Annotated in this window: 17 protein-coding genes and 1 pseudogene; 9 read left to right on the plus strand and 9 right to left on the minus strand. The window is 49.0% G+C overall.

Annotated features, from left to right (window positions below; all coding sequences use genetic code 11):
- Nucleotides 1-68: 68 nt before the first annotated feature.
- Nucleotides 69-176 (plus strand): annotated as a pseudogene (locus D515_RS26000) (nuclear transport factor 2 family protein); the annotation flags it as partial.
- 44 nt (nt 177-220) lie between these two features.
- On the opposite strand, the gene D515_RS09635 reads toward D515_RS26000, so the two are convergent.
- A complete protein-coding gene (locus tag D515_RS09635) occupies nt 221-1048 on the minus strand; it encodes a phage tail family protein (protein ID WP_002538098.1) in 828 nt (275 codons plus the stop codon).
- A 749-nt stretch (nt 1049-1797) separates the two neighbouring features.
- Between D515_RS09635 and D515_RS09640 the strand changes: the two genes are divergently transcribed.
- From D515_RS09640 to galM, 3 genes are read left to right on the plus strand one after another with little or no spacing between them, the layout of a single operon-like run.
- Nucleotides 1798-2874, plus strand: coding sequence for a UDP-glucose--hexose-1-phosphate uridylyltransferase (locus D515_RS09640; protein ID WP_002538100.1), 1077 nt, complete (start codon nt 1798-1800; stop codon nt 2872-2874).
- Nucleotides 2871-4028 (plus strand): galactokinase, encoded by a 1158-nt coding sequence (gene galK / locus D515_RS09645; RefSeq protein ID WP_002538101.1) that lies wholly within the window; start codon nt 2871-2873, stop codon nt 4026-4028. The genes D515_RS09640 and galK overlap by 4 nt, the downstream gene beginning before the upstream one ends.
- A gap of 11 nt (nt 4029-4039) precedes the next feature.
- The gene (gene galM / locus D515_RS09650; RefSeq protein ID WP_039849898.1) at nt 4040-5110 is read left to right on the plus strand and encodes a galactose-1-epimerase; all 1071 of its coding nucleotides are present in this window, start codon (nt 4040-4042) and stop codon (nt 5108-5110) included.
- Nucleotides 5111-5217: 107 nt separating this feature from the next.
- Here galM and D515_RS09655 read toward each other — a convergent pair whose 3' ends face one another.
- Together D515_RS09655 and D515_RS09660 are read right to left on the minus strand one after the other, a co-directional pair.
- Nucleotides 5218-6180 carry a nucleoside hydrolase gene (locus tag D515_RS09655; protein WP_002538103.1) on the minus strand — a complete coding sequence of 321 codons (963 nt, stop codon included), beginning with the start codon at nt 6178-6180 and terminating at the stop codon, nt 5218-5220.
- 230 nt (nt 6181-6410) lie between these two features.
- Nucleotides 6411-6977, minus strand: a complete 567-nt coding sequence (locus D515_RS09660) for a hypothetical protein (protein ID WP_002538104.1) — start codon at nt 6975-6977, stop codon at nt 6411-6413.
- A 201-nt stretch (nt 6978-7178) separates the two neighbouring features.
- Between D515_RS09660 and D515_RS09665 the strand changes: the two genes are divergently transcribed.
- Together D515_RS09665 and D515_RS09670 are read left to right on the plus strand one after the other, a co-directional pair.
- Nucleotides 7179-8378 (plus strand): iron-containing alcohol dehydrogenase, encoded by a 1200-nt coding sequence (locus D515_RS09665; RefSeq protein WP_002538105.1) that lies wholly within the window; start codon nt 7179-7181, stop codon nt 8376-8378.
- Between the two features lie 115 nt (nt 8379-8493).
- Nucleotides 8494-9828 carry a DEAD/DEAH box helicase gene (locus tag D515_RS09670; protein WP_002538106.1) on the plus strand — a complete coding sequence of 445 codons (1335 nt, stop codon included), beginning with the start codon at nt 8494-8496 and terminating at the stop codon, nt 9826-9828.
- A gap of 39 nt (nt 9829-9867) precedes the next feature.
- On the opposite strand, the gene D515_RS09675 is transcribed toward D515_RS09670, so the two are convergent.
- From D515_RS09675 to D515_RS09690, 4 genes are all read right to left on the minus strand, one after another.
- Nucleotides 9868-11259, minus strand: coding sequence for an MATE family efflux transporter (locus D515_RS09675; protein WP_002538107.1), 1392 nt, complete (start codon nt 11257-11259; stop codon nt 9868-9870).
- An 84-nt stretch (nt 11260-11343) separates the two neighbouring features.
- Nucleotides 11344-12012 (minus strand): acyltransferase, encoded by a 669-nt coding sequence (locus D515_RS09680; RefSeq protein WP_002538108.1) that lies wholly within the window; start codon nt 12010-12012, stop codon nt 11344-11346.
- A 10-nt stretch (nt 12013-12022) separates the two neighbouring features.
- Entirely contained in the window at nt 12023-12961 is a 939-nt protein-coding gene (locus D515_RS09685) for a glycosyltransferase (protein WP_039849872.1), read from the minus strand.
- 905 nt (nt 12962-13866) lie between these two features.
- Complete coding sequence (locus D515_RS09690; RefSeq protein ID WP_083939871.1) at nt 13867-15549, minus strand: methyl-accepting chemotaxis protein; 1683 nt, start codon at nt 15547-15549, stop codon at nt 13867-13869.
- Between the two features lie 284 nt (nt 15550-15833).
- Here D515_RS09690 and D515_RS09695 point away from each other — a divergent pair, with 284 nt between their 5' ends.
- Nucleotides 15834-16904 (plus strand): DUF3541 domain-containing protein, encoded by a 1071-nt coding sequence (locus D515_RS09695; protein WP_051997493.1) that lies wholly within the window; start codon nt 15834-15836, stop codon nt 16902-16904.
- Here D515_RS09695 and D515_RS09700 read toward each other — a convergent pair.
- Complete coding sequence (locus D515_RS09700) at nt 16901-18136, minus strand: hypothetical protein (RefSeq protein ID WP_002538112.1); 1236 nt, start codon at nt 18134-18136, stop codon at nt 16901-16903. The genes D515_RS09695 and D515_RS09700 overlap by 4 nt on opposite strands.
- Nucleotides 18137-18224: 88 nt before the next feature.
- On the opposite strand from D515_RS09700, the gene D515_RS09705 reads away from it, so the two are divergent.
- Complete coding sequence (locus tag D515_RS09705; protein ID WP_002538113.1) at nt 18225-19250, plus strand: permease; 1026 nt, start codon at nt 18225-18227, stop codon at nt 19248-19250.
- A 15-nt stretch (nt 19251-19265) separates the two neighbouring features.
- Nucleotides 19266-19988 carry a hypothetical protein gene (locus tag D515_RS09710; protein ID WP_039849874.1) on the plus strand — a complete coding sequence of 241 codons (723 nt, stop codon included), beginning with the start codon at nt 19266-19268 and terminating at the stop codon, nt 19986-19988.
- On the opposite strand, the gene D515_RS09715 is transcribed toward D515_RS09710, so the two are convergent.
- The gene (locus tag D515_RS09715; RefSeq protein ID WP_039849875.1) at nt 19972-20316 is read right to left on the minus strand and encodes an ArsR/SmtB family transcription factor; all 345 of its coding nucleotides are present in this window, start codon (nt 20314-20316) and stop codon (nt 19972-19974) included. The genes D515_RS09710 and D515_RS09715 overlap by 17 nt on opposite strands.
- Nucleotides 20317-20354: the final 38 nt, after the last annotated feature.

A 20354-nucleotide genomic window follows, 5' to 3' on the forward strand; every position in this document is an offset into this window, starting at 1 on the left:
AAAGGAACGCCGCGATCACAACGCCAGTCAAACTCGCTGAATCCGGCATCTTCAGGTTATTTGGGTATATAACCTTCCATACCGTCAGAGATGGCAAAATCTGTCGACAGACAGAGTATTGGCCAGACCCGTTTGAAGCGCCGGAATGGCGAAAGCAATGGGTGGTTCAGAAATAAAAACGCGAGTCTTCTGACTCGCGTTTTCTTTGCCTGAAGGTGAATTACACCCACATAAACTCATCATCTGCTGCTGGCATAGGAGGCATTGGTTCAGTCGTACCGCAACCACATGCTGTTTCACCATGGCCGCCATGCTCACCAGAGCCGTGTTCGCCTGAGCCATGACCATCATGTTCACCAGTCAACCAACCCATGCCCATTTCTGAGTGGGAAAGACCATCGACTGTGTTGCCGAATACTTCGTTGTTCAAGTGCTCCCAACCTTCAATCGCTGGAGCGAAAATACCGTCATGGATTACGTCGTCGAACACAAAGCTCTGCGCATCATCAAGCAGCAAAGGCGCTTGAGAAATATGGTTTTCGCCGATAATGCCTGTGAGTAGTTCACTGGTCGCTTCTGACACAACCTGAACCGGAATTTTCAAAAGTTCAATGTCGTGCTGAATATGCGTGGCGAAGTGTTCTTCCGCAGTTTCAACGATTTCACCCACACCTTCTTTGATAATTTCCGGTACACACTCCCCATGACCTTCAGCAACCGCTTCAATCACTTCACCGGTGGTATCGAGAACTTCCCCCACGGTTTGGCCAACTTGCGCAACGTTCATCATAAAGTGGTGCGTCACAATTTCTGCCGCGTCAGTGACGCCATCAATCACGGTAGCAACGGCAGCGGTTATACCATTGATTATGGGTATGTCCGCGGTGGCTTCCGCAATTTTGTCTCCAACCCAGCTCAGGCCTTCATCAATAGCGCTGACTGCTGTACTTACAACGTTCGCAATGCCCGTTGTGACTTCTGCAATCGCTTCGCCGACTTTAGAAATTGCCTCACCGATTCCACTAAATAGATTTGCGAAAAATCCCATTTTAAATTTCCCCTTTTGTCGTGAATGTTATTCACGTTTTCTTTTCGTTGTCTCGTACTGCTAATCCGAGCCCTGTTTTTGCAAATCGTTGGAATGACGATCCAACGGCCTGCGGTCCTTTCTCTATGTGCCCTTCCTTTTGGGTAGAGAGCAGCAGGCTAAGTTGGCCTGCGCGGCACATAAAAAATACTGTTCAATTAGACGGAGGAGGACAACAGGAAAGTCAGTTTTCACTAGGGTTTAATGCGTTGATTTTTCACAAGGAATCAAATGACTCGATGGCTGAAAATCACTGTAAAAATTGATAGAAGACTGAGCCAGTATGAAAGTTGAGTGAGGGAAAAATCGAAGGGGTTATCAGCCAATTTTCTTTCAAAATGACGAGATAGGAGTGCGTTTTTTATGACTGAGCAAATAGTGATATCGCTGGTATGTTTATGGCTCGTATCAGTTCTGCTAGAAATCACGCTTTTCTGGACGACGTTTAGGCAGACTCCTGATGGTGGTTAGACAGAAGAATTGCCCTTCCCAAGTAGGAGGATGTAATGGAATTGTGTTCTGGCACAAATACGCTAACATTTAATGTAAACGTTTCCATTTTACTAGCTCGCCGTAAACCTTCTATTTGGATTACGGTGAGGAAGTCTTTGAGAATACCAAAGGTCAATAGAGCCAGAGATGGAAACGGTAATTAGCAAATTGTCTTATTGGTTTTGAAACGGATTTTTTAAGTAGTTCTAGGGAAAGCCATGTCAAATCTTGTGTTTAACCCGGTTGATCATCCTCACCGACGCTACAATCCCTTGACTGGACACTGGGTGTTGGTGTCTCCACACCGCGCAAAACGTCCGTGGAGTGGGCAAGATGAGAAGCCTGTTGATTCGGCGTTGCCTGACTATGAAGAGCATTGTTTTCTGTGTCCTGGCAACGTGCGCGTATCCGGTGATCAGAACCCTCAATACGAGGGTGCTTATGTGTTCGACAATGACTTTGCTGCACTGATGCCAGACACCCCGGATGCGCCGAAAGCAGATAATCCGCTATTCAAAATGGAAGGGGCGAGGGGGCTCAGTAGGGTGATTTGTTTCTCGCCTGATCACAGTAAAACCCTGCCGGAACTTCCCGCTACCACCATTCGCGCCGTGATTGATACTTGGTCTGAGCAAATAGAAGCGCTCGGTAAAACCTATCTTTGGGTACAGGCATTTGAGAACAAAGGCGAAGCCATGGGATGCTCGCAACCCCATCCACACGGCCAGATCTGGGCCAACAGTTTTCTACCAAATGAAATCGCCCGGAAGGAAACCTTTCTAAGGGCTTATCACCAAGAGCAAGGTTCGAACTTGTTGCTCGATTACGCGAAGGCAGAATTGGCGGACGGCTCCCGCACCGTGGTGGAAACCCAGCACTGGCTGGCGGTGGTTCCCTTTTGGGCTGCATGGCCCTTTGAAACCCTGCTGATGCCGAAAGTATTGATACGGCGAATGGGGGAGTTGAATGACGAACAACGTGACGATTTGGCGTTGGCACTGAAAAAGCTCACCAGCCGTTATGACAACTTGTTCCAATGCCCTTTCCCCTATTCGATGGGGTGGCACTACGCGCCTTTTTATGAGGAAGGAACGGACATTGATCATTGGCAGTTACATGCGCATTTTTATCCGCCTCTGCTTCGTAGTGCCACGGTGCGAAAGTTCATGGTGGGATATGAGATGTTGGCAGAAACCCAACGAGACCTGACACCGGAACAAGCCGCTGAACGTCTTCGCGCCGTCAGCGATGTCCATTATAAAGAATGCGCCGAACAGGCAGGGAATGGCCAATGAATAACCTCATCCACACTGTGCAACAGGCATTCCACACAAAGTTTGAATACAAGGCTGAATATCTGGTTCAGGCGCCCGGACGTGTGAACCTGATTGGGGAGCACACCGACTATAACGATGGCTTTGTGCTGCCTTGTGCGATCAACTATCAGACGGTTGTGGCGGCTTCTCCGCGTCAGGACAATATCATCCGTGTGGTAGCGGCTGACTACGACAATGCGACGGATGAATTCTCACTTGATGAAGATATTGCTTTTCTGACCGAGAAAATGTGGGCCAATTACATTCGGGGCGTTGTTGTGTGTCTCAAGCAACGTGGCTATCCGTTCAAAGGCGCAGATCTGGCCGTGAGTGGTAACGTTCCGCAGGGAGCCGGATTGAGTTCATCTGCTGCCCTTGAAGTAGTGATTGGGCAAACTTTCAAGACCCTCTACCAACTGGATATTTCCCAGTCGGACATCGCACTGAACGGCCAGCAAGCGGAGAACGAGTTTGTGGGCTGTAACTGCGGCATTATGGATCAGTTGATTTCCGCCAAAGGGATGGAAGATCACGCTTTGTTGATTGATTGTCGAACGCTGCAAACCACCCCAGTTTCTATGCCCCAGGATATGGCAGTGGTCATCATCAACTCCAACAAAAAGCGCGGGTTAGTGGACAGCGAATACAACACCAGACGCGAACAATGTGAAGAAGCGGCACGCTTTTTCGATGTGGCTGCCCTTCGCGATGTTTCTTTGGAAACTTTCGAGCGAGCAGCCGACGAACTAGACGAAACAGTGGGGAAACGGGCGCGTCATGTGATCACGGAAAACGAAAGAACCCTTGCCGCTGCCACTGCGCTGCAACAAGGGGATTTGAAAGCGATGGGGGCTTTGATGGCGGCGTCTCACGCCTCGATGCGGGATGATTTTGAAATCACCGTCTCGGAGATCGATGCGCTGGTGGAGATGGTTAAGTCTGTTATCGGAAATGAAGGCGGCGTACGCATGACTGGCGGTGGTTTTGGGGGCTGTATTGTGGCGCTGGTCGCGCCTGATGACGTGGAGGCGGTTCGGACTGTAGTCGCAGAAAGGTATCACGCTTTGACTGGGTTGAACGCGGATATCTATGTCTGTCAGGCAAAGGCTGGCGCGGGTGAAGTCATAGAGTGATTGGTGATGTCATGAGTAACGAGGCTGACTTGAAAAGGCTGGAACAGGCGTTCACTTCCACGCCATCATATGATGGATTGCCCGCGACATTGGTCCATCTCAAAAACAGCCATGGTATGACCCTATCCCTGATGGACGTAGGCGCAACTTGGCTAAGTTGCCGATTGCCTCTGACTTCGGGTTTCCGTGAAGTGTTATTGCATGCCCCCGACATGGCAGCCCACCGTAAGCAAACTGCCTATTTTGGTGCGATCGTTGGGCGTTATGCCAACCGTATTGATGCCAGCCAGTTTTCTCTCGGTGAGCGTACGTATTCTCTTTGCAGTAACGAAGGAAAAAACACTCTTCACGGCGGCAAAGAGGGGTTTGATAAACGCCGTTGGACGATCGCTACGCAGAGTCATACCGCCGTGACATTTCATCTCGATTCAGAAGACGGTGATCAGGGATTTCCGGGAAATATTTCTGCCAATGTGACCTACCTGCTGGATGAAGATAACCGTGTTGAGATTCAGTATCAGGCTGAGTGTGATAAAGCCTGTCCCATCAACCTGACTAACCATGCGTATTTTAACCTCGCTGGTGTAGGGTCAGGTGTCAAAAGCCTTGACCACATACTGATGATGGAAGCCGGTCATTACCTTCCTACGCGAAAAGATCTCATTCCGACCGGTGCGTGGAATCCCGTCAGCGAAACCGCCTTCGACTTTTCCGAACCCAAAGTCATTGGACGTGATTTTCTGAGCGATGAAGACCAGAAAATCGCGGGCGGGTACGATCATGCCTTTGTTCTCGACCCGGACGTGTGTGATGGCGAGGCATTGGCGGTATCTTTGTTGGCGCCGGATCGATCTATCATCATGAAAGTGAGTACGACAAAACCGGCTATCCAGTTCTACTCAGGCAATTTCCTTCAAGGAGCGCCCGGTGAACATGGTGACTATGAGAATTTTGATGGTCTGGCGCTTGAAACCCAATACTTACCGGATGGGCCCAACCACCCAGAATGGGGCGAGAAAAGTGGCGTCTGTCAGGCCAAGCAACCTTATCGGCATCGCACGGCCTACCAGTTTCTCTTTTGAGTGCTTATGCAGATCCCTCGGGATGAAGAAATAAGATATGTGTATTCGCGAGAACAATGGAGCCTGTAGGTAATAACAGACTCCATTGGCATCTTATGGGTAACGAATCAATCGCTGTAGCTGGTGATGGTATCGAGATACAAATCCAATAGCGCCTGATCGTTCACTTTCACTGCCACACTCTGTGCACGGAAATCTGCCCAATCGTCGGTTTTGTGTTTCGTGTCTTTGTATTTCTGTAACGTTAAACCTTCCGCTGGGCCGTCACAGACCACACGAATAGCGCCTTGGCGCACCTCGAACAGGCTCGGGTCAATCACATACGCAATCGCGGAAGGGTCATGCACAAAACAGCCATCAACGCCCATACGTGATTTGTAGAAATCGAGGTAGAAGCGGCTGATATCCCACATAAACTCACCAACCTCTCCGCAAGTCTCCCGCAACGTGTCGATGTAGTCATTAGAGAAAAAGGCTTCGTGGGTGACATCCAGACCAATAACCGTTACGGGCCAGTCAGCGGTGAAAACGATATCGGCAGCATGGGGGTCATCATGGACATTGGCTTCCGCAAAGGGAGTGACGTTACCTGTGTGACCGTTTGTTCCAAACGCGCCACCCATGATCACCACCTCTTTAACCAGCTTGGTGATCTCCGGCGCTTGCTTGAGTGCCATTGCCAGGTTAGTCAGGGGGCCAACAGCGACGAGTGTGACTTCACCTGGTGAGGCTGTCACTGTGTCGATGATGTATTGGTGGGCGGGTCGTGGATCGGCGCTGATGGTCGGGGCCTCAATGGCCACATCACCAAAGCCATTTTCTCCATGAACCGCCACGCTGGCACCAACAGGTGGACGCTGGAGTGGCTTTGATGCACCTTTCGCGACATCACATTGAAAGCCAAAACGTTGTTTGAGATACAGCGCGTTGCGTGTGCTGATGTCGATGTCTGCATTGCCATAGACTGTGGTTAAGCCAACCAACTCGATCGCAGGGCTCGCCTCGGCAAAGAGGATGGCCATGGCATCGTCGATGCCCGGATCAGTGTCTAGAATAATTTTTGTTGTCATTGTGAATATCCGGCAGGAAAACTTCCTATATTCTATGACGGCTTGCGGTACACCACCGTCTGTGAATTGACTTAATATTGTGATTCCGTTCAATATTCAGCAGCAAGCATGAGTAAGGTATATGCCTTTACTCAAGGAAGAACTAATAAATATGCAAAATTAGTCCTAAAAGCCAATTTTTTGGACAAAAAGGCGGAGTGAGAACGCGGCATTTGCCGCGCTCGAGATGGCTATTCGTCGATGCTAATACCAGCTTTAGCGGCGATGTCGGTTTCAAAACCATCAAGGCTCACCTGATTCTTCTTCAACCAGTATTTTTGAATGCCTTCCGCTCCCTGTCGCTCAGACCACTTCGCCAGTTCGTTCCTGTCGCCTTCATAGCTAAAGAAGGGAACAGACATTCCACAAGACGCCTGCACCATATCAATGTCCAGCAAGAAAATCTGACGGGAAGCGATGCTTTCAGGAAACAGTGAAACATAGATTTCCCATTCTGGGTCGTTACGGTGTAGCGCCCGCGCCTGACAATAGGCTCGAAGGATCAACGGTGAGCCTTCAAACGCACACCACATCACCGTCATTCGCGTGTCTTTCAGCACATGTGCCGCTGACTCATTTCCGCTGCCTGTCAGGTTCAGCCATGCCAACGTTTTGTTGTTAATCACGCGTAAGGAGTCGCCACCTTTCGGAGAGATATTAACCGTGCCGGAGTCAGCTGCTGTGCCGACGAAATAGATTTTCTGCTGCTCGATAAAGCTGATTTGTTTGTCGCTGAGTGATTTGGTGGTTTGTCCCATTACTCTCTTTCCGTCCTTGTGGCTGAAGTTTAACCAACATAACACCCGGCGAACTAATGACCAATCCCCTCTGCCCTATTGAGATCTGTCTCTTACCAAAATATGAGTTCTGCGTGATGAATCGCTGTTTTTTATGGAAAATTTCTAGTGGGCGCTTCAATGCTTGCCTAGTCTGAAATGACAAGAAAGGAGATTCTACCCATGCTGGTGAAAGCAGCCCACAAAAGCTACATGAAAGCGTTGAAAGTCGCAGCGCGTGTCATTCCTATTCCGCGGCCGACGTTGTTTACCGGGGCGGAAAGTGCAGAGCAACTTTGTGAAGCCATCAGCCTGATGAATCTCGGCAAACTTCTGATTGTGACCGACGAAGCCTTAGTGGAAGTGGGGATCGTTGACCAGATTGAAAGCTATCTGCATCGGCATGGGGTCGATTTTGCAAGGTTTGACAAAGTGACGCCTGACCCAACTTACCCTCAGGCAGAAGAAGGATTGGCGGTTTATAAACGGGAAAACTGTAAAGGTATTCTCGCAGTGGGCGGCGGTTCACCGATTGATTGTGCCAAAGTCATTGCTGCATGTGTCACCAACAACAAGGCAATCAAAAAGCTCGCAGGATTGTTGAAGGTCTGGCGTACACCCGCTCCTTTGTTTGTGATTCCAACCACGGCAGGCACAGGGTCGGAAGTCACGGTCGCCGCAGTGATTTCAGATCCTGCTAGTCATCAGAAAACCCCGTTGATGGATCCGAAGTTGGTGCCTTTGATGGCAGCGCTGGACCCAAATTTAATGACAGGTTTGCCTCCCCACATCACTGCCGCAACGGGCATGGATGCATTGACCCATGCCGTTGAAGCCTATCTTTCACTTAACGCCACCAAAGAAACCGATGCGTACGCGACAGCGGCATTAAAGCTTATCCATGCCAACCTGATTGCGGCCTATAAAGACGGTCACTCATTGAAAGTCAGATTCAACATGGCAATGGCGTCCTATTACGCAGGTCTCGCATTTACCAAAGCCAGTTTGGGTTACACCCATGCGATTGCTCACCACCTTGGAGCAAAGTATGGCACGCCGCATGGTGCAGCAAATGCGTTGGCACTACCCCATGTACTGGAAGCGTCTGTTCCGTCTGCCAAAGTGCGTATTGCTAACATGGCGAAAATGGTCGATGTTGGTGACGAAAGCTGGGACGACCAAACCAATGCCAGTGCGTTTGTGAATTACGTAGTGTCGTTGCAGGAATCCATGAACATGCCGCGTACCCTGCCAGACATCAAACCGGAAGATATCACCCAGATAGCCAAAAATGCCATTCATGAGGCGAACTGGAATTATCCTGTGCCGCACTATCTCTCTCTCGGCGAGTGCAAGCAACTTATCGCCAAAATCAAAGGCTAGCCTTTCAGCGAATACTGTCATTTCGTCTTCCGCATGGTAGAATGCGCGCCCTTTGGTCAGCCGCACTTATTGTGGTTCTGCCATACTTTGTCTTCCTACAATGCCGAGATTTCTCATGTCATTCTCCAAACTGGGCTTGAGCCAACCTATCGTATCCGCCGTGACGGAGTTGGGTTACCAACATCCTACTGCTATTCAGGAAAAAGCCATTCCTGTGATTTTGCGTGGCGAGAACCTGCTGGCGACGGCGCAGACAGGTACGGGCAAAACAGCCAGCTTCCTTCTGCCACTAGTGGAAATGCTGAGTCAGGGTGAAACCCGTCGTAAAAAGCGTGTGCGGGCACTGGTTTTGGCGCCGACCCGTGAACTCGCAGGTCAGGTGGAGAAGAATGCTAACGAATATGGCAAGCATCTATCGCTGAAAACACTTGCGATGTATGGCGGTACGGACTCAGCAACACAGAAGCAACGCTTGATTGAAGGCGTCGATATTTTGGTGGCAACGCCAGGTCGCCTCTTGGACATGATGTCCCAGCGCGCTGTGCATTTTGATGAGCTGGAATGTCTGGTGTTGGACGAAGCCGATCGCATGTTGGACATGGGCTTTATTGAAGACATCAACAAAATCATCGAGCGCCTGCCTGCTGAACGCCAGAACCTGCTGTTCTCTGCAACCTTGTCAGACAAGGTTCGTTTTCTTGCCAAAACCGCCGTGCCTAACCCGGTTGAAATCAGTTCAGAAGGGAACAGTAAAGCAGACATCGAGCAATGGCTGACAACCGTAGACAAAGACAAGAAATCGTCGCTTTTAGCGCATCTCATCACCGAAAATGGTTGGGATCAGGCGCTGATCTTTATTGAAACCAAACATGGCGCCGCCAAGCTGGTGGAGCAACTGGGTAAGCGCGGTGTTGAAGCAGAGTCTTTCCATAGTGGTCGCAGCCAGGCAATGCGCGAGCAGTTACTGGAAGATTTCAAATCTGGCAAGCTGCAATTCTTGGTTGCCACCGGCGTTGCAGCGCGTGGTATCGATATTGAAGAACTGAAGCGCGTGATCAACTATGACCTGCCATTCCCAGCCGATGATTACATTCACCGCATTGGCCGTACGGGCCGTGCGGGGGCAAAAGGCGAAGCAGTTTCCTTTCTTTCAAAAGATGACTTCAAGAACCTTTGCATGATTGAAAGCCGTCTGGGGCATTTGATTGAACGACGTGAAATCGAGGGCTTTGCCCCAAGAAAACCCGTGCCTATTTCTATTCTGAATTACGTGCCGAAGAATAAGCGAGAGCCAAAAGCGGGCGGCGAAAAGTCTGCGAAAAACAGCAAGCCAAAGCAGGATAGAAAACCATCAAGAAAGCCGCAATCTAAGCAACGTGGTGAACGCAAATCATCAGGCGAAGAACGCGCCAATCCTTGGGCAACACTGAGTCTGAAAGGGACGAAATAATCCACATTAAAAAAGGAGCCAAACTGGCTCCTTTTTTGATCAACTCATCGCAGCGGCAAGGTTACGAATCCACCTTCCTGATTTGAGTCGCCAGAAGCACACAACCAGCTTTAAGCTTTCTTCTACAAGTACTAAGCCAAACAGATAAACAGCGGGCCATTGGAGCCAGTGAGTCAGCAAAAAGGCGCAGGGTAACAGCACAATCCATTGGGCGAAAATATCGGTAAACAGGCAAAACGAGGCATCTCCGCCAGCCCTGAGTACACCCACGATAAGCATCATAGAAAGACTCTTTATGACCAATGAAAACGCCATAATGTCATAAAGGGTGAGCGCCAAAGCTTCTGCATTTGAAGGAACGTCATTGTGGAAGAACAGTGATACCAAGGGCGCTTTGAACAACATCAATAACACCGCTGAACATACCCCAACCACCAAGCTAGTAACGAGATTGGCACGCACAGTATCGGAAAGCTCGCCTTGCTGTTCTGCGCCCACTTTATTTCCTACCAGAATCGAACCTGCCGTTGCCAATCCAATCAATAGGGACATGGCTAAGGCTTCAATCGGTGCTAATACGGAAAGCGCAACCAGAAGATCCGCATCTCTGTATCCAAGAATTGCATGAAAGGCGAAAAGGCCAGCAGCCCAAACCACACTATTAATCGCGGCAGTCATTGAAAGCTTACCTACTATTCGAATGTCGCTGACTTTCAATGTGGTGAATTGGGAAGGGCGAATGATAGCGAGAGGGTGCTTGGTGAGTTTTAGGTAGCCAATGAGCAGCAGACACTCAACAACGGCACTGATCAATGTGCCGATAGCCGCGCCTTTAATTCCCATGGCTGGCATTCCCCAGTGACCAAAGATCAGAACCCAATTCAGGAACAGATTGAGGACGACGCCAATAAGGCTCACTTTAGTGGCGATGCCGGGTTGGTGCATGGCGCGCAGGCCGCATGCCAGAGATGATGTTATTGCAAAGCAGAAAAGGGTGAATGCGATCGGCTTGAGGTAATCGGCACCTTTCGCAATAACATCAGGCGACTGGGTGCCCAATGCCATGAGGGCTTCCGGGAAAATGAACAGCAGAACAAAGAAACATGCTGCTGTCGCCAGGCTTAGCAACAGAGTGATTAAAACGGTGTTGAGGAGCTTTTTCTCGCCGCTTGCTCCCTTTTCGCCAAAGCATTGCGCAGCCACCTGACCGCCACCAATGCTCAAACCAATGATGAAGAAACTGATGATCATTTGCGCTTTGGCAGCGAGGCCGACAGCGGCTATTTCTAGCTCTCCAATTCCGCCAAGCATCAAGGTGTCAACGACACTCTTACTGGAGAATACTGCGGTTTGGAGAGCGACGGGTAAGGCGAGAGCGAACAAAGGTCCATTCGCCAGAAGTCTTGAAGACAAGGCGTGAGTTTTTGACATAGGAGTATCCGGAAAAAGCAGATCCTTCGAGCTTTTCGAGGGCTTAATGACTTCAGTTTGAAGAATGAAGGATCTGCGAAAAGGTTAGGAAACTGCGTCCAACTGTTTAACGATGGTTGCGGGGTTTCCTATTGCTATACAGTTGTCTGGCACATCTTGGTAGACGACGCTGTTGGCGCCAACGACGGCATTTTCACCAATGGTCACGCCTTTGAGGATCGTGGCTCCCATCCCAATCCAGGCATTGTCTTTGATGGTGACTTTGGCAACGCGCGTGCGCGCTGCTTCATCATCACTCCAACGCCCTGTTACCGGATGACCACTGCTGTCCATAATGGTGACTTTTGGTCCAAACAATACTTTGTCGCCAATTTCTACTTCGTCGTAAGAAACAATTGCTGTGCCTTGCATGACACAACCTTCACCAATAGAAATTTTGCCAGACTGATTGCTATTTACCTTCACAACCGTGAGACGTACTGCGCGGTTTTCGAAGGCTAGATTGTCCTCGGAGTACAAAACCGTTCCTTTACCGATGGAAATGCTTTCGGTGAAATCCTGCGCATCAATCAGCGAGTACTGAGCATCTCGGGCGTAGTTATCGGAATCCCTTGCGAGTGTAAATGCGATATGGGGGGCACCGATAAAAGTGGCATCCTCATCCAGAGCTATCTGTTCGCGAAAAAGAGTTCTGACATCTTCCGTTGTTCGTCCTTCAGAAACGGGGAAGATATTTTCATAAACACACGGCATAAATCTGATCTTATTCCTGCTCTAAGATTGGCTGGGTTTTAGGTTGTGGTTTATACAAAGAGGGATCAGCCATAGGATGATTAGGGCTGCTTTTCAGCACTTTGATCAGCTTGTTTAAAGGGAGATCGTTAATCTCATGATCCAAGCCGTAATAGCTGGTTTGCCAGATATTGTATTTGTTGTGAATACGCTCAGCAGCACTGCGAGAGCTTTCACCGGTATCTTTCACTTCTTTTGGATGCGGCCAATGGAAGGAAGACATCGCTTTATCAACGATAAACATGTTGTTGTTGATAAAAAGGCGAACGCCCAAGTCAACATCTTCGCCCCCCCAGCTATTAAACCCCTCGTCAAACAGACCTGCCTTGATCAGTTGCTCGCGCTCTGCCGAAACATGGCAAGTCCAGAATAAGTCAAAAGGCGCAGGCCAGTCGCAGATGTTGTGGCCAAGGTCATCGTACTGAGATTGGCGGATATCGTAAGCGCCCTGAGAATCCAGCTCAGCGAGAATCTGGTCAACGTTTGTAGGTGTGATGACAGATTCCATTTTCTTAATGCCTTCGTCATCAAGATCAAAGCCGTAAACATAACCAACAATCGCGATAGGGTGCGTGGAAACCTTATGTCGGAACAGATGTTCTTCCAAGGTGCCAGTGCCTGGAAGGACACCAGTGTCGAGATAAACGATGTACTTCCCTTCTGCAATAGCGGTGCCTACATTTCTGGCTTTTCCAGCTCTGAAGCCTTTGTCCTCTTGCCAAAAGTACTTAATATTCAGTCGGTCTGAAAAAGACAGCGCAATATATTCGGAGTCATCCATTCCACCATCGTCAACAACAATAACTTCAAAAGTTTCTTTAGGAAGGGTTTGTTCAGATAAAGCCGTTAACGTATGTGAAAGAAGATCTCTTCTGTTATAGGTGGGAATAACAACACTTAATTCGATCATTTTTACTTCTCTATTATTTTCTAACCAACTGAAGGAATAATAAGAGCTGTGTTTTTAGAATCAACATCACATTTTTTCAATTATTTACAATTTCAAACCTAATGAGTCAATAAAAAACCTTAATAAACAGTGTTTTATTGGAATCTTGCGTGTTTGTTTTTGTTTTAATCTATGCGACTTATATCACATTAAGGGTTTGCTTAATTACAATATATTGCATTGAAAGTATTTTAAAATCGCATTAATTGTGGTTATTTTAATCGATCTGGGAATAGTTCAGATATATTCATTGTTGAATTTATATACAAGTTGTGAATGAGAAGGTTAGGAATAAATAGGGTTCTTTGTCGTTAAATAAAGCGCTGTGTTTTTTAATTTTTTAAATTATTGGCACACACAATTAAGTGATAAGAATTGAAAATCTCTAGAACTTTAGTGTGTCTTGAAATTTGTATTTCCGCTGCTTGAGGATACTGAGTTGTGGCTCAAACTAATGTTTTGTTTGGTCTAGCAGTGAGATTAGAGGTATTGCCAGAATATAATTTGGTAATGATAACTATTACCAACTAATCATCTAAGAAAGATAATGTGAAAGATGTCGCACTGGAACGAGCGAAAGCTGTCTCAACGTAGATGTGCGCCGCACTAAGGGTCTATTGAGCTCCAAATTAACTTAATTTGTGTCATAAATGATGTCCATCTCAATAGCAGAATGCGTTGAGGTACTTTTTAACTATCAGCTATCCACTGCCTTTTGTTTGCTGATGACTCTCTTGTCACTGATATGTTGTCCTTTGGTGCACGGGAGAGGTTTCGTCAATACTTGGCGAACACCCACGCTGGACATTTCTCCCTACGAAAATAGGTTCAGCGCGGGTGGTTTCTTCCTTCTTTCTTCTCTTACATCACACCGTATATTTCTGGATCTTCGATTTCATTTCGTCCGACAGCTCTTGCAGTGAACTCGCAGCAATGCGGCTTTGTTCTGCGCCCGTCGCGGTTTGATCCGAGATACCACTGATCACTGTGATGTTCTTGTTAATCTCCTCGGTGACCGAGCTTTGCTGCTCTGCGGCTGTCGCGATTTGTGTGTTCATGGCATTGATCTCATCGACACTCTTCAGAATGCGGGTGAGTGCTTCACCAGCTTCCTGCGCCATTTGCACGGTTTCCTGTGCCTGTCCGTTGCCTTTCTCCATGCGTGACATCGCGTCTCTGCTGCCTTCCTGAAGCTGCTGAATCGTGCGCTGAATTTCGATGGTTGAAGACTGGGTACGCTGCGCGAGAGAGCGCACTTCGTCGGCGACGACCGCAAAGCCACGGCCCTGATCGCCAGCGCGTGCGGCTTCAATGGCAGCATTTAGCGCAAGCAGATTGGTTTGTTCTGAGATCTCCTGAATGGTATCGACCACACTGCCAATGGCGTCGGTGTGTTTTTGAAGTGACTGCATGGCATCGACGGTGGTTTTAAGGTCTTGCGAAAGATGCTCAATCATTTCAATGCTGCGGAGCACCACTTTCTGACCATCAGAGGCGGCGGTGTCAGCCTCTTGCGAGGCGGTCGCTGCATAGGCAGTGTTGTTGGCAACCTCGTGGACAGTGGCGGTAAATTCATGGATGGCGGCGGCAATCATCTGGGTTTGCGCTTGCTGATCCAATACGTTTTTCTGGGTTTGGTTAGTGACTACTGCACTTTCTGATGCAGAAGTGGCGATCAATCCCGTGGAGTCGAGCGTGGATTTCACCACGCTTTGGAAACTGCCCACCAGGCGGTTGACGTAATCCGCGATTCGGGCAAATTCATCTCGCCCCTCGATATCGACACGTCGGGTAAGATCCCCACGCGTAATCGCCTTGGAAGTGGATTCAAGCTCTGAAATAGCCCGATTCATGCGGGAGATGATCTTGGTAAAAAGCGCCCCCAAAACAATCAGTGAAAGCACGATGGTGGTGCCGACGACCCAAAGAAAATGGCTGACATTTTCCAGCGCTAGCTGGTAGTTTGTGCGGCCTTCCTGATTTTGAAGGTTTAGGAAAGCTTCGGCTTCGGCTGAAATATCCTCAAACAGCGGGTTGATGGTGTTGAGCAGCACCAGATTGGCGGTTTCAAACTGACCGGCTTTCAGCGCATCCACCGCGGGCACAAAACCACGGTCTGTAATGGTATCCAAAATTTCGACTATACGGTTCACTTCACGGCGTTCTTCACTGTTCAGCTCGGAAGGAACAATCTCGTTATCAACAGTTTGATGCAAGGTATCCAGCGCTTCACTGATTTGTGCGTAGTGAAGATCAATGGGGTGATCATGCAGGTTTGCAAATTTACTGGCCGGATCATGCTGCATGGCGAGCAACAGGTGGCTGCGAGCATCACCCAGTTCATCAAGGATATTTCCCGCGCGAATCGCGTGCTGCATACCTTGTGAGTAAAGATCGTCCATCGATTGGGCTGCACTGTTCATCCCGGAAATGCCTTTGTAGCCGATAAAACAGAGCGCCAGTGCAACCAACAAAACGATCCCTTTCAGCTGGTAGGTGACCGAATGAAACTTCGCAAAAAATCCTTCTTCCTTCCTTTTTGTTGTCATGGTGATTTTCTCCAATGCGCTGATATGCAACCAGTATAGAAGCTGCCAGAGAAACCACTGACGGTAAAATTGATTTAGATCAATGACTTGTTGCGATATAGAAAAGCACGCTGCGTTTTGTTGTATTGGTCACATCAATATCTTCGCTATCGGAAAGTCAGCGTGACCATGCCTTGTCAGAAAACTTTGCATAGACTTGTTGGTTTACTGACAAGGTCGCGCTAGCTTGTGGGCGAAAAAGCGGTCGTGTGACCCGAATCGAGAACAGTGAATTGAAAAAACGAATGATAAGAGTGGTTAGCGGTTTATTGACCGTGGCATTGCTATTGAGTGGATGCGCGCAGCCGACGACGGAAAAACAGGATGCTGACGTCATCAAACAGACTTATGACAGTCATCTGGCTGAGTTGTCTGCCTACCAATTGGGCCATTATGGTCTTCGTATGTATCGCCAGACCCAAGATGATAAATATCAGGCAGCAGTATGGACTGATATGGCGCGGGTAGCGGATAAGCTGAATGAGTACGCGGCCACGATTCACAGTAAAGAAGATGTGTTGGCTCAGGGTCAGAAAAGACTGAAAGCCTACGATTCTGGAGACTCGGAGCGCGATGAAATTCGCCACGCCGCAGCGCAGGGGCGCGAAGAGTATCTTGTTCTAGGGGCGGGGCTTATCAGCAGCATGGCGCGTGCGAATGAGTATGGGCTGGAGCATATCGACGATGAAAAGCTGCATGAGATCCTCAGTTGGTATGATTTCAGCGAGTATGCCACGGACCCACAAATGATCCGTGCCTGGGCTGCGCAACTCGCCAATCAGGTTTACTGGCTGAAACAGCTGGGTGAGACAGATCATACTGCTGCCTTCGACAAAGCCTTCCGCGACACATATCCGGACAGTGAAGACGCAAACCTCTCTACCCAGCAATACAACAACAAGCTGTATGGAATGACTCACATCATTCTGGCGGCTTCCGAGTACTACAGAAAGCCTGTGAATGAAGCGGACTTCCAGTGGATTTACGACTACTTCCGAGACAATTTCGATGAAATTGCAGCGCGTTCAAAAGAGGACGTGATTGCAGAGATCGGTATTACTTTCCTGCTGGCAGGGCTAGATAACGACCCGGTTGTCACGCGTAGTCAGGACATCATCCAGGAAGCGATTAACCGCGATAAGGGCATGGTGCCGTCGGTCTCTGGCAGTACGGATTTGGCGAAGGGAGAGCACCGCAATGTTCTCGCTATCATGTTACTGGACTGGCAAGGAGCGAATGCGGTACCAATGGCCGGGCAGGTTAACCGTGTGGTTTCGAATATTCCTTGGGGACTTGAAGCGGTCAACAGCCCCTAAAAGTAATACGTCATCATGATTTCGCCGTAACTGTCTGGCTCCAATCCATAGAAAAAGTCGCTGGGAGACAAGGCTGAAAAGTCGAACAGCGACAATGCCAGTTCAATGTTCTGGTTAAAACGCCGGGTCAGAGTGACTTCCAGAATGTTGCTGTGATAATCCAGATCATGAAGCAAAGAAATGCTCAGCTGGGTGTCATCCACGTCATTAAATGCGGTGTGCAAAGCGAGCAAGACATCGTGCTGGTAAAGCGATAGCAGCATGTCTCCCATTGAATTGCCGCTATACTCTCCAACCCATCGTAAATCGATACCACTGTTAAACAGATCAAACATGCTGTATTCACCAGCGACCACATATTGTGTGGTCTCGTTGAACTCGCCGTTGAGAGTCGGCGCGTTCGATACATTCAGCGCTTCCAGTTTAGTGAGCATATTCCCCATCACCCATTGAATGTCGACGCCAACTTGGGTTGCCGCCGCATATTCTGGTATCAATCGACCGGCTTCAAATAAAAATGCCGGTTCGCGGTTAATGCCATGAAAGCCAAACAGTGCGACATCAATGCTGTCGAACGAATAGACGTATCGTGCGGCAAAGCCCGGATAGTAAGCCTGATGGCTGTTTTTCCAGCGTTCGCTGTCGCCATCAATAACAAAGCCGGCTGACAGTCGTTCTTCGTATTCACGAAATCGGCGTTTGGGGGTGTAAGGAAGGTAATAAAAGCTTGCCAGCCCTTCTCCGACATACCCAGAAAGATTGAGCATAGGTTGACCCAGTTTGATGCCACCGTCGAATGCTGCGCCCAAATCTTTTTGATTCAACACATCCAAAATTTGGGCGCCTTCTGTCGCGCCCAAGAACACAATGTCGTAGCCCGCTACCAGCTCCCAATCATCGAAGTCACTCAGCCACCGGCTCTTGTACGGGTCGAGAAAAGGAGAGTCATCGTTATCGCTTCTTGCCCTTAAGGCTGGCTCGATGATGAGGGTGGAGGAATCGGCAATATCAGACGAGAAGCGGGGGATAACGGCCATGTTGGTCTGGTAGGACGCGACATCTTCGGGGTGTTCCCAAAAGTGTGTGTAGCCCAGCGAGATCTCTCCAGTCGGTGCAGCGGCGAAAGTGAAAGGGACGCAAAGCGATGAAACCGTCAAACAGCCAGCCGATAACCAAGTAACGAAAGCCTGCCGCCGAATCATCTCAAAACTGAGCGCCTTCATTAAAAACATGTCGCCATCCATAACATATCGAGAATTGCTGATATATTGAATGATAGGCATTGGGAAATGAAAAGTGAACCCACAGGAGAGGGAATCCATGACCAGTATCGTTTCTGGGCTGATTAACTTTGGCTACAACCGAACCTTCCTTGAACCCGTTTGGACGGTATTTTTGCTGGCGCTGCTCTCTATCGCGGTATTCGATCCTCAGCAGTTACCGGTCTCACTCAAGTTTATGGGTGATACCTTCGTCCTGATCATCCCCTTCATCCTGGCTTCATCGCTGATTTATGCCTATGTCTCCGCCACGCAGGCAGACAGCCTGATTGCCAGTGCGTTGCAGGGTAGACAAGGTGTAGTGATTCTCACTGCGGCGATGTTCGGTGCGCTGTCGCCTTTCTGTTCTTGTGGGGTTATCCCGCTGATCGCAGCGATGCTAGCCATGGGAGTGCCGCTGGCACCTGTGATGGCGTTTTGGATTGCTAGCCCAATTATCGACCCCGTCATGTACCTGTTAACGGCCGGTATCGTCAGCTGGGAGTTTGCTACGGCCAAAGCGCTTGGCGCCATTGTGCTTGGGTTAACCGCGGGGTGGGCAGTGTATCTTGCTCAGCAGGCTGGTTACCTGATAGATCCGCTGAAACCTTCTGTCACCGGGGATGCCACCACACTGAGTCAGGTGGATAAGCCAGTCTGGCGTTTTTGGGAAGAAGCTCCGCGTAAAGCCGTTTTTATAGAAAAAACCACCAACATTATGCTGTTGCTGCTGAAGTGGTTGGCGCTTGCTTTCCTGCTGGAAAGCCTACTGGTGGCTTATGTGCCGACTGAATGGGTGGCGTCCTCGTTTGGCGGTGATACTCAATCACCTATTCTATGGGCGACGATCATCGGTGTGCCTGCCTATATCAACGGCTATGTGGCTGTGCCTTTAATCGCTGAGTTGATTAACAAAGGCATGCAGCCTGGTGCGGGTATGGCGTTTCTCATCGCGGGTGGTATCACCTCCATCCCTGCCATGATTGCCGTCGTGGCGGTTGCCCGTATTCAGGTGGTGATGTTTTACGTCGGCTTTGCGCTGGTAGGGTCATTCGCTTGGGGGCTGATCTACCAACTTTGGGCTTAGAGCAAGGAGACTTTGGTGGGAAGTGATCTGAGCGAGTTGTTGGTGTCTTTTCTACAGCCAACCCTGACTACAGCAATCTTCTTTTTGTCTTCTGCCATGCTGAGTCTCGTCATGGCAGTGATTTACGTGCTGTGCACAAGGAGTCGGCACGTATTGATTCGTGGTTTCGCAGGGTTGCTGATAGAGATTTCCCGCGGTGTTCCTACTGTGGTATTTGTGCTCTTAATGGGGAATCTTGGCTTGGCTCCCTATTTTTCCGGCTTGGATTTGGAAGGGGTGATTCCCGGTGTTTCGTGGGGTTTCAGTGTCGCGGCAACGTTTATTGTTGTTGGCCTGGCATTTTCCAGTTCAGGGCATCTAGCGAAAATTATCGAAGCGGCAATCTCGACGATCAAATTCGACACGCTGGACTACATGTCAACCTTACACCCCGGTGTATGGCTCAAAATCAAGCTGACCTTTTTAGAATGTGCGCCTGCGCTGATCCCAACGGTGTCTGCGCGCTTGGTTCATCACCTTCACAACACAGCCTTTATCTCCATGTTCCCTATAACTGGTATTTTTGCTGCCATGAGGACAGGGGTCATCGAGACTGCGTTGGTGATCCCTTATCTGGTGGTTGCCACCCTGTTGTTTGTGATCCTGGGCTCCTGCATTCACATGATGGGGAATAGCTTGGTGAAGCGATTGCAGCGCAGACCGACCGATCTTGGTGAAACGGTTACTTTGACTGGTTAAAGCCTGATTGCAGGTTGCTGACCAATTCACTGACCATATCACTCTCGCCGCCACAGCAATGCTCAAGTAAGAAAGTGAGAAGATGTCCGATGGTCTCCATATTGACCGAGTAATGGATCATTCTGCCTTCGCGCTTTCGGCGAACCAGCTTTGCGTTGTGCAAAATGGAGAGGTTGGTAGACATGGTGTTTTGACGGATATTCAGTCTTTCAGCGATCTCTCCTGAAGAGAGTCCCTTATCTCCTGCCTTAATGAGGAGACGAAACACGTCCAATCTTGTTTCCTGCGCTAGTGCGGAAAATATTTTTGCGGATTCTTCAGAATTCATAGTTATAGGGTTTTGTTTTTTAAAATAATCAGACCCTA

This window comes from Grimontia indica (genome assembly GCF_000333895.2).
Lineage (GTDB): Bacteria > Pseudomonadota > Gammaproteobacteria > Enterobacterales > Vibrionaceae > Enterovibrio > Enterovibrio indicus.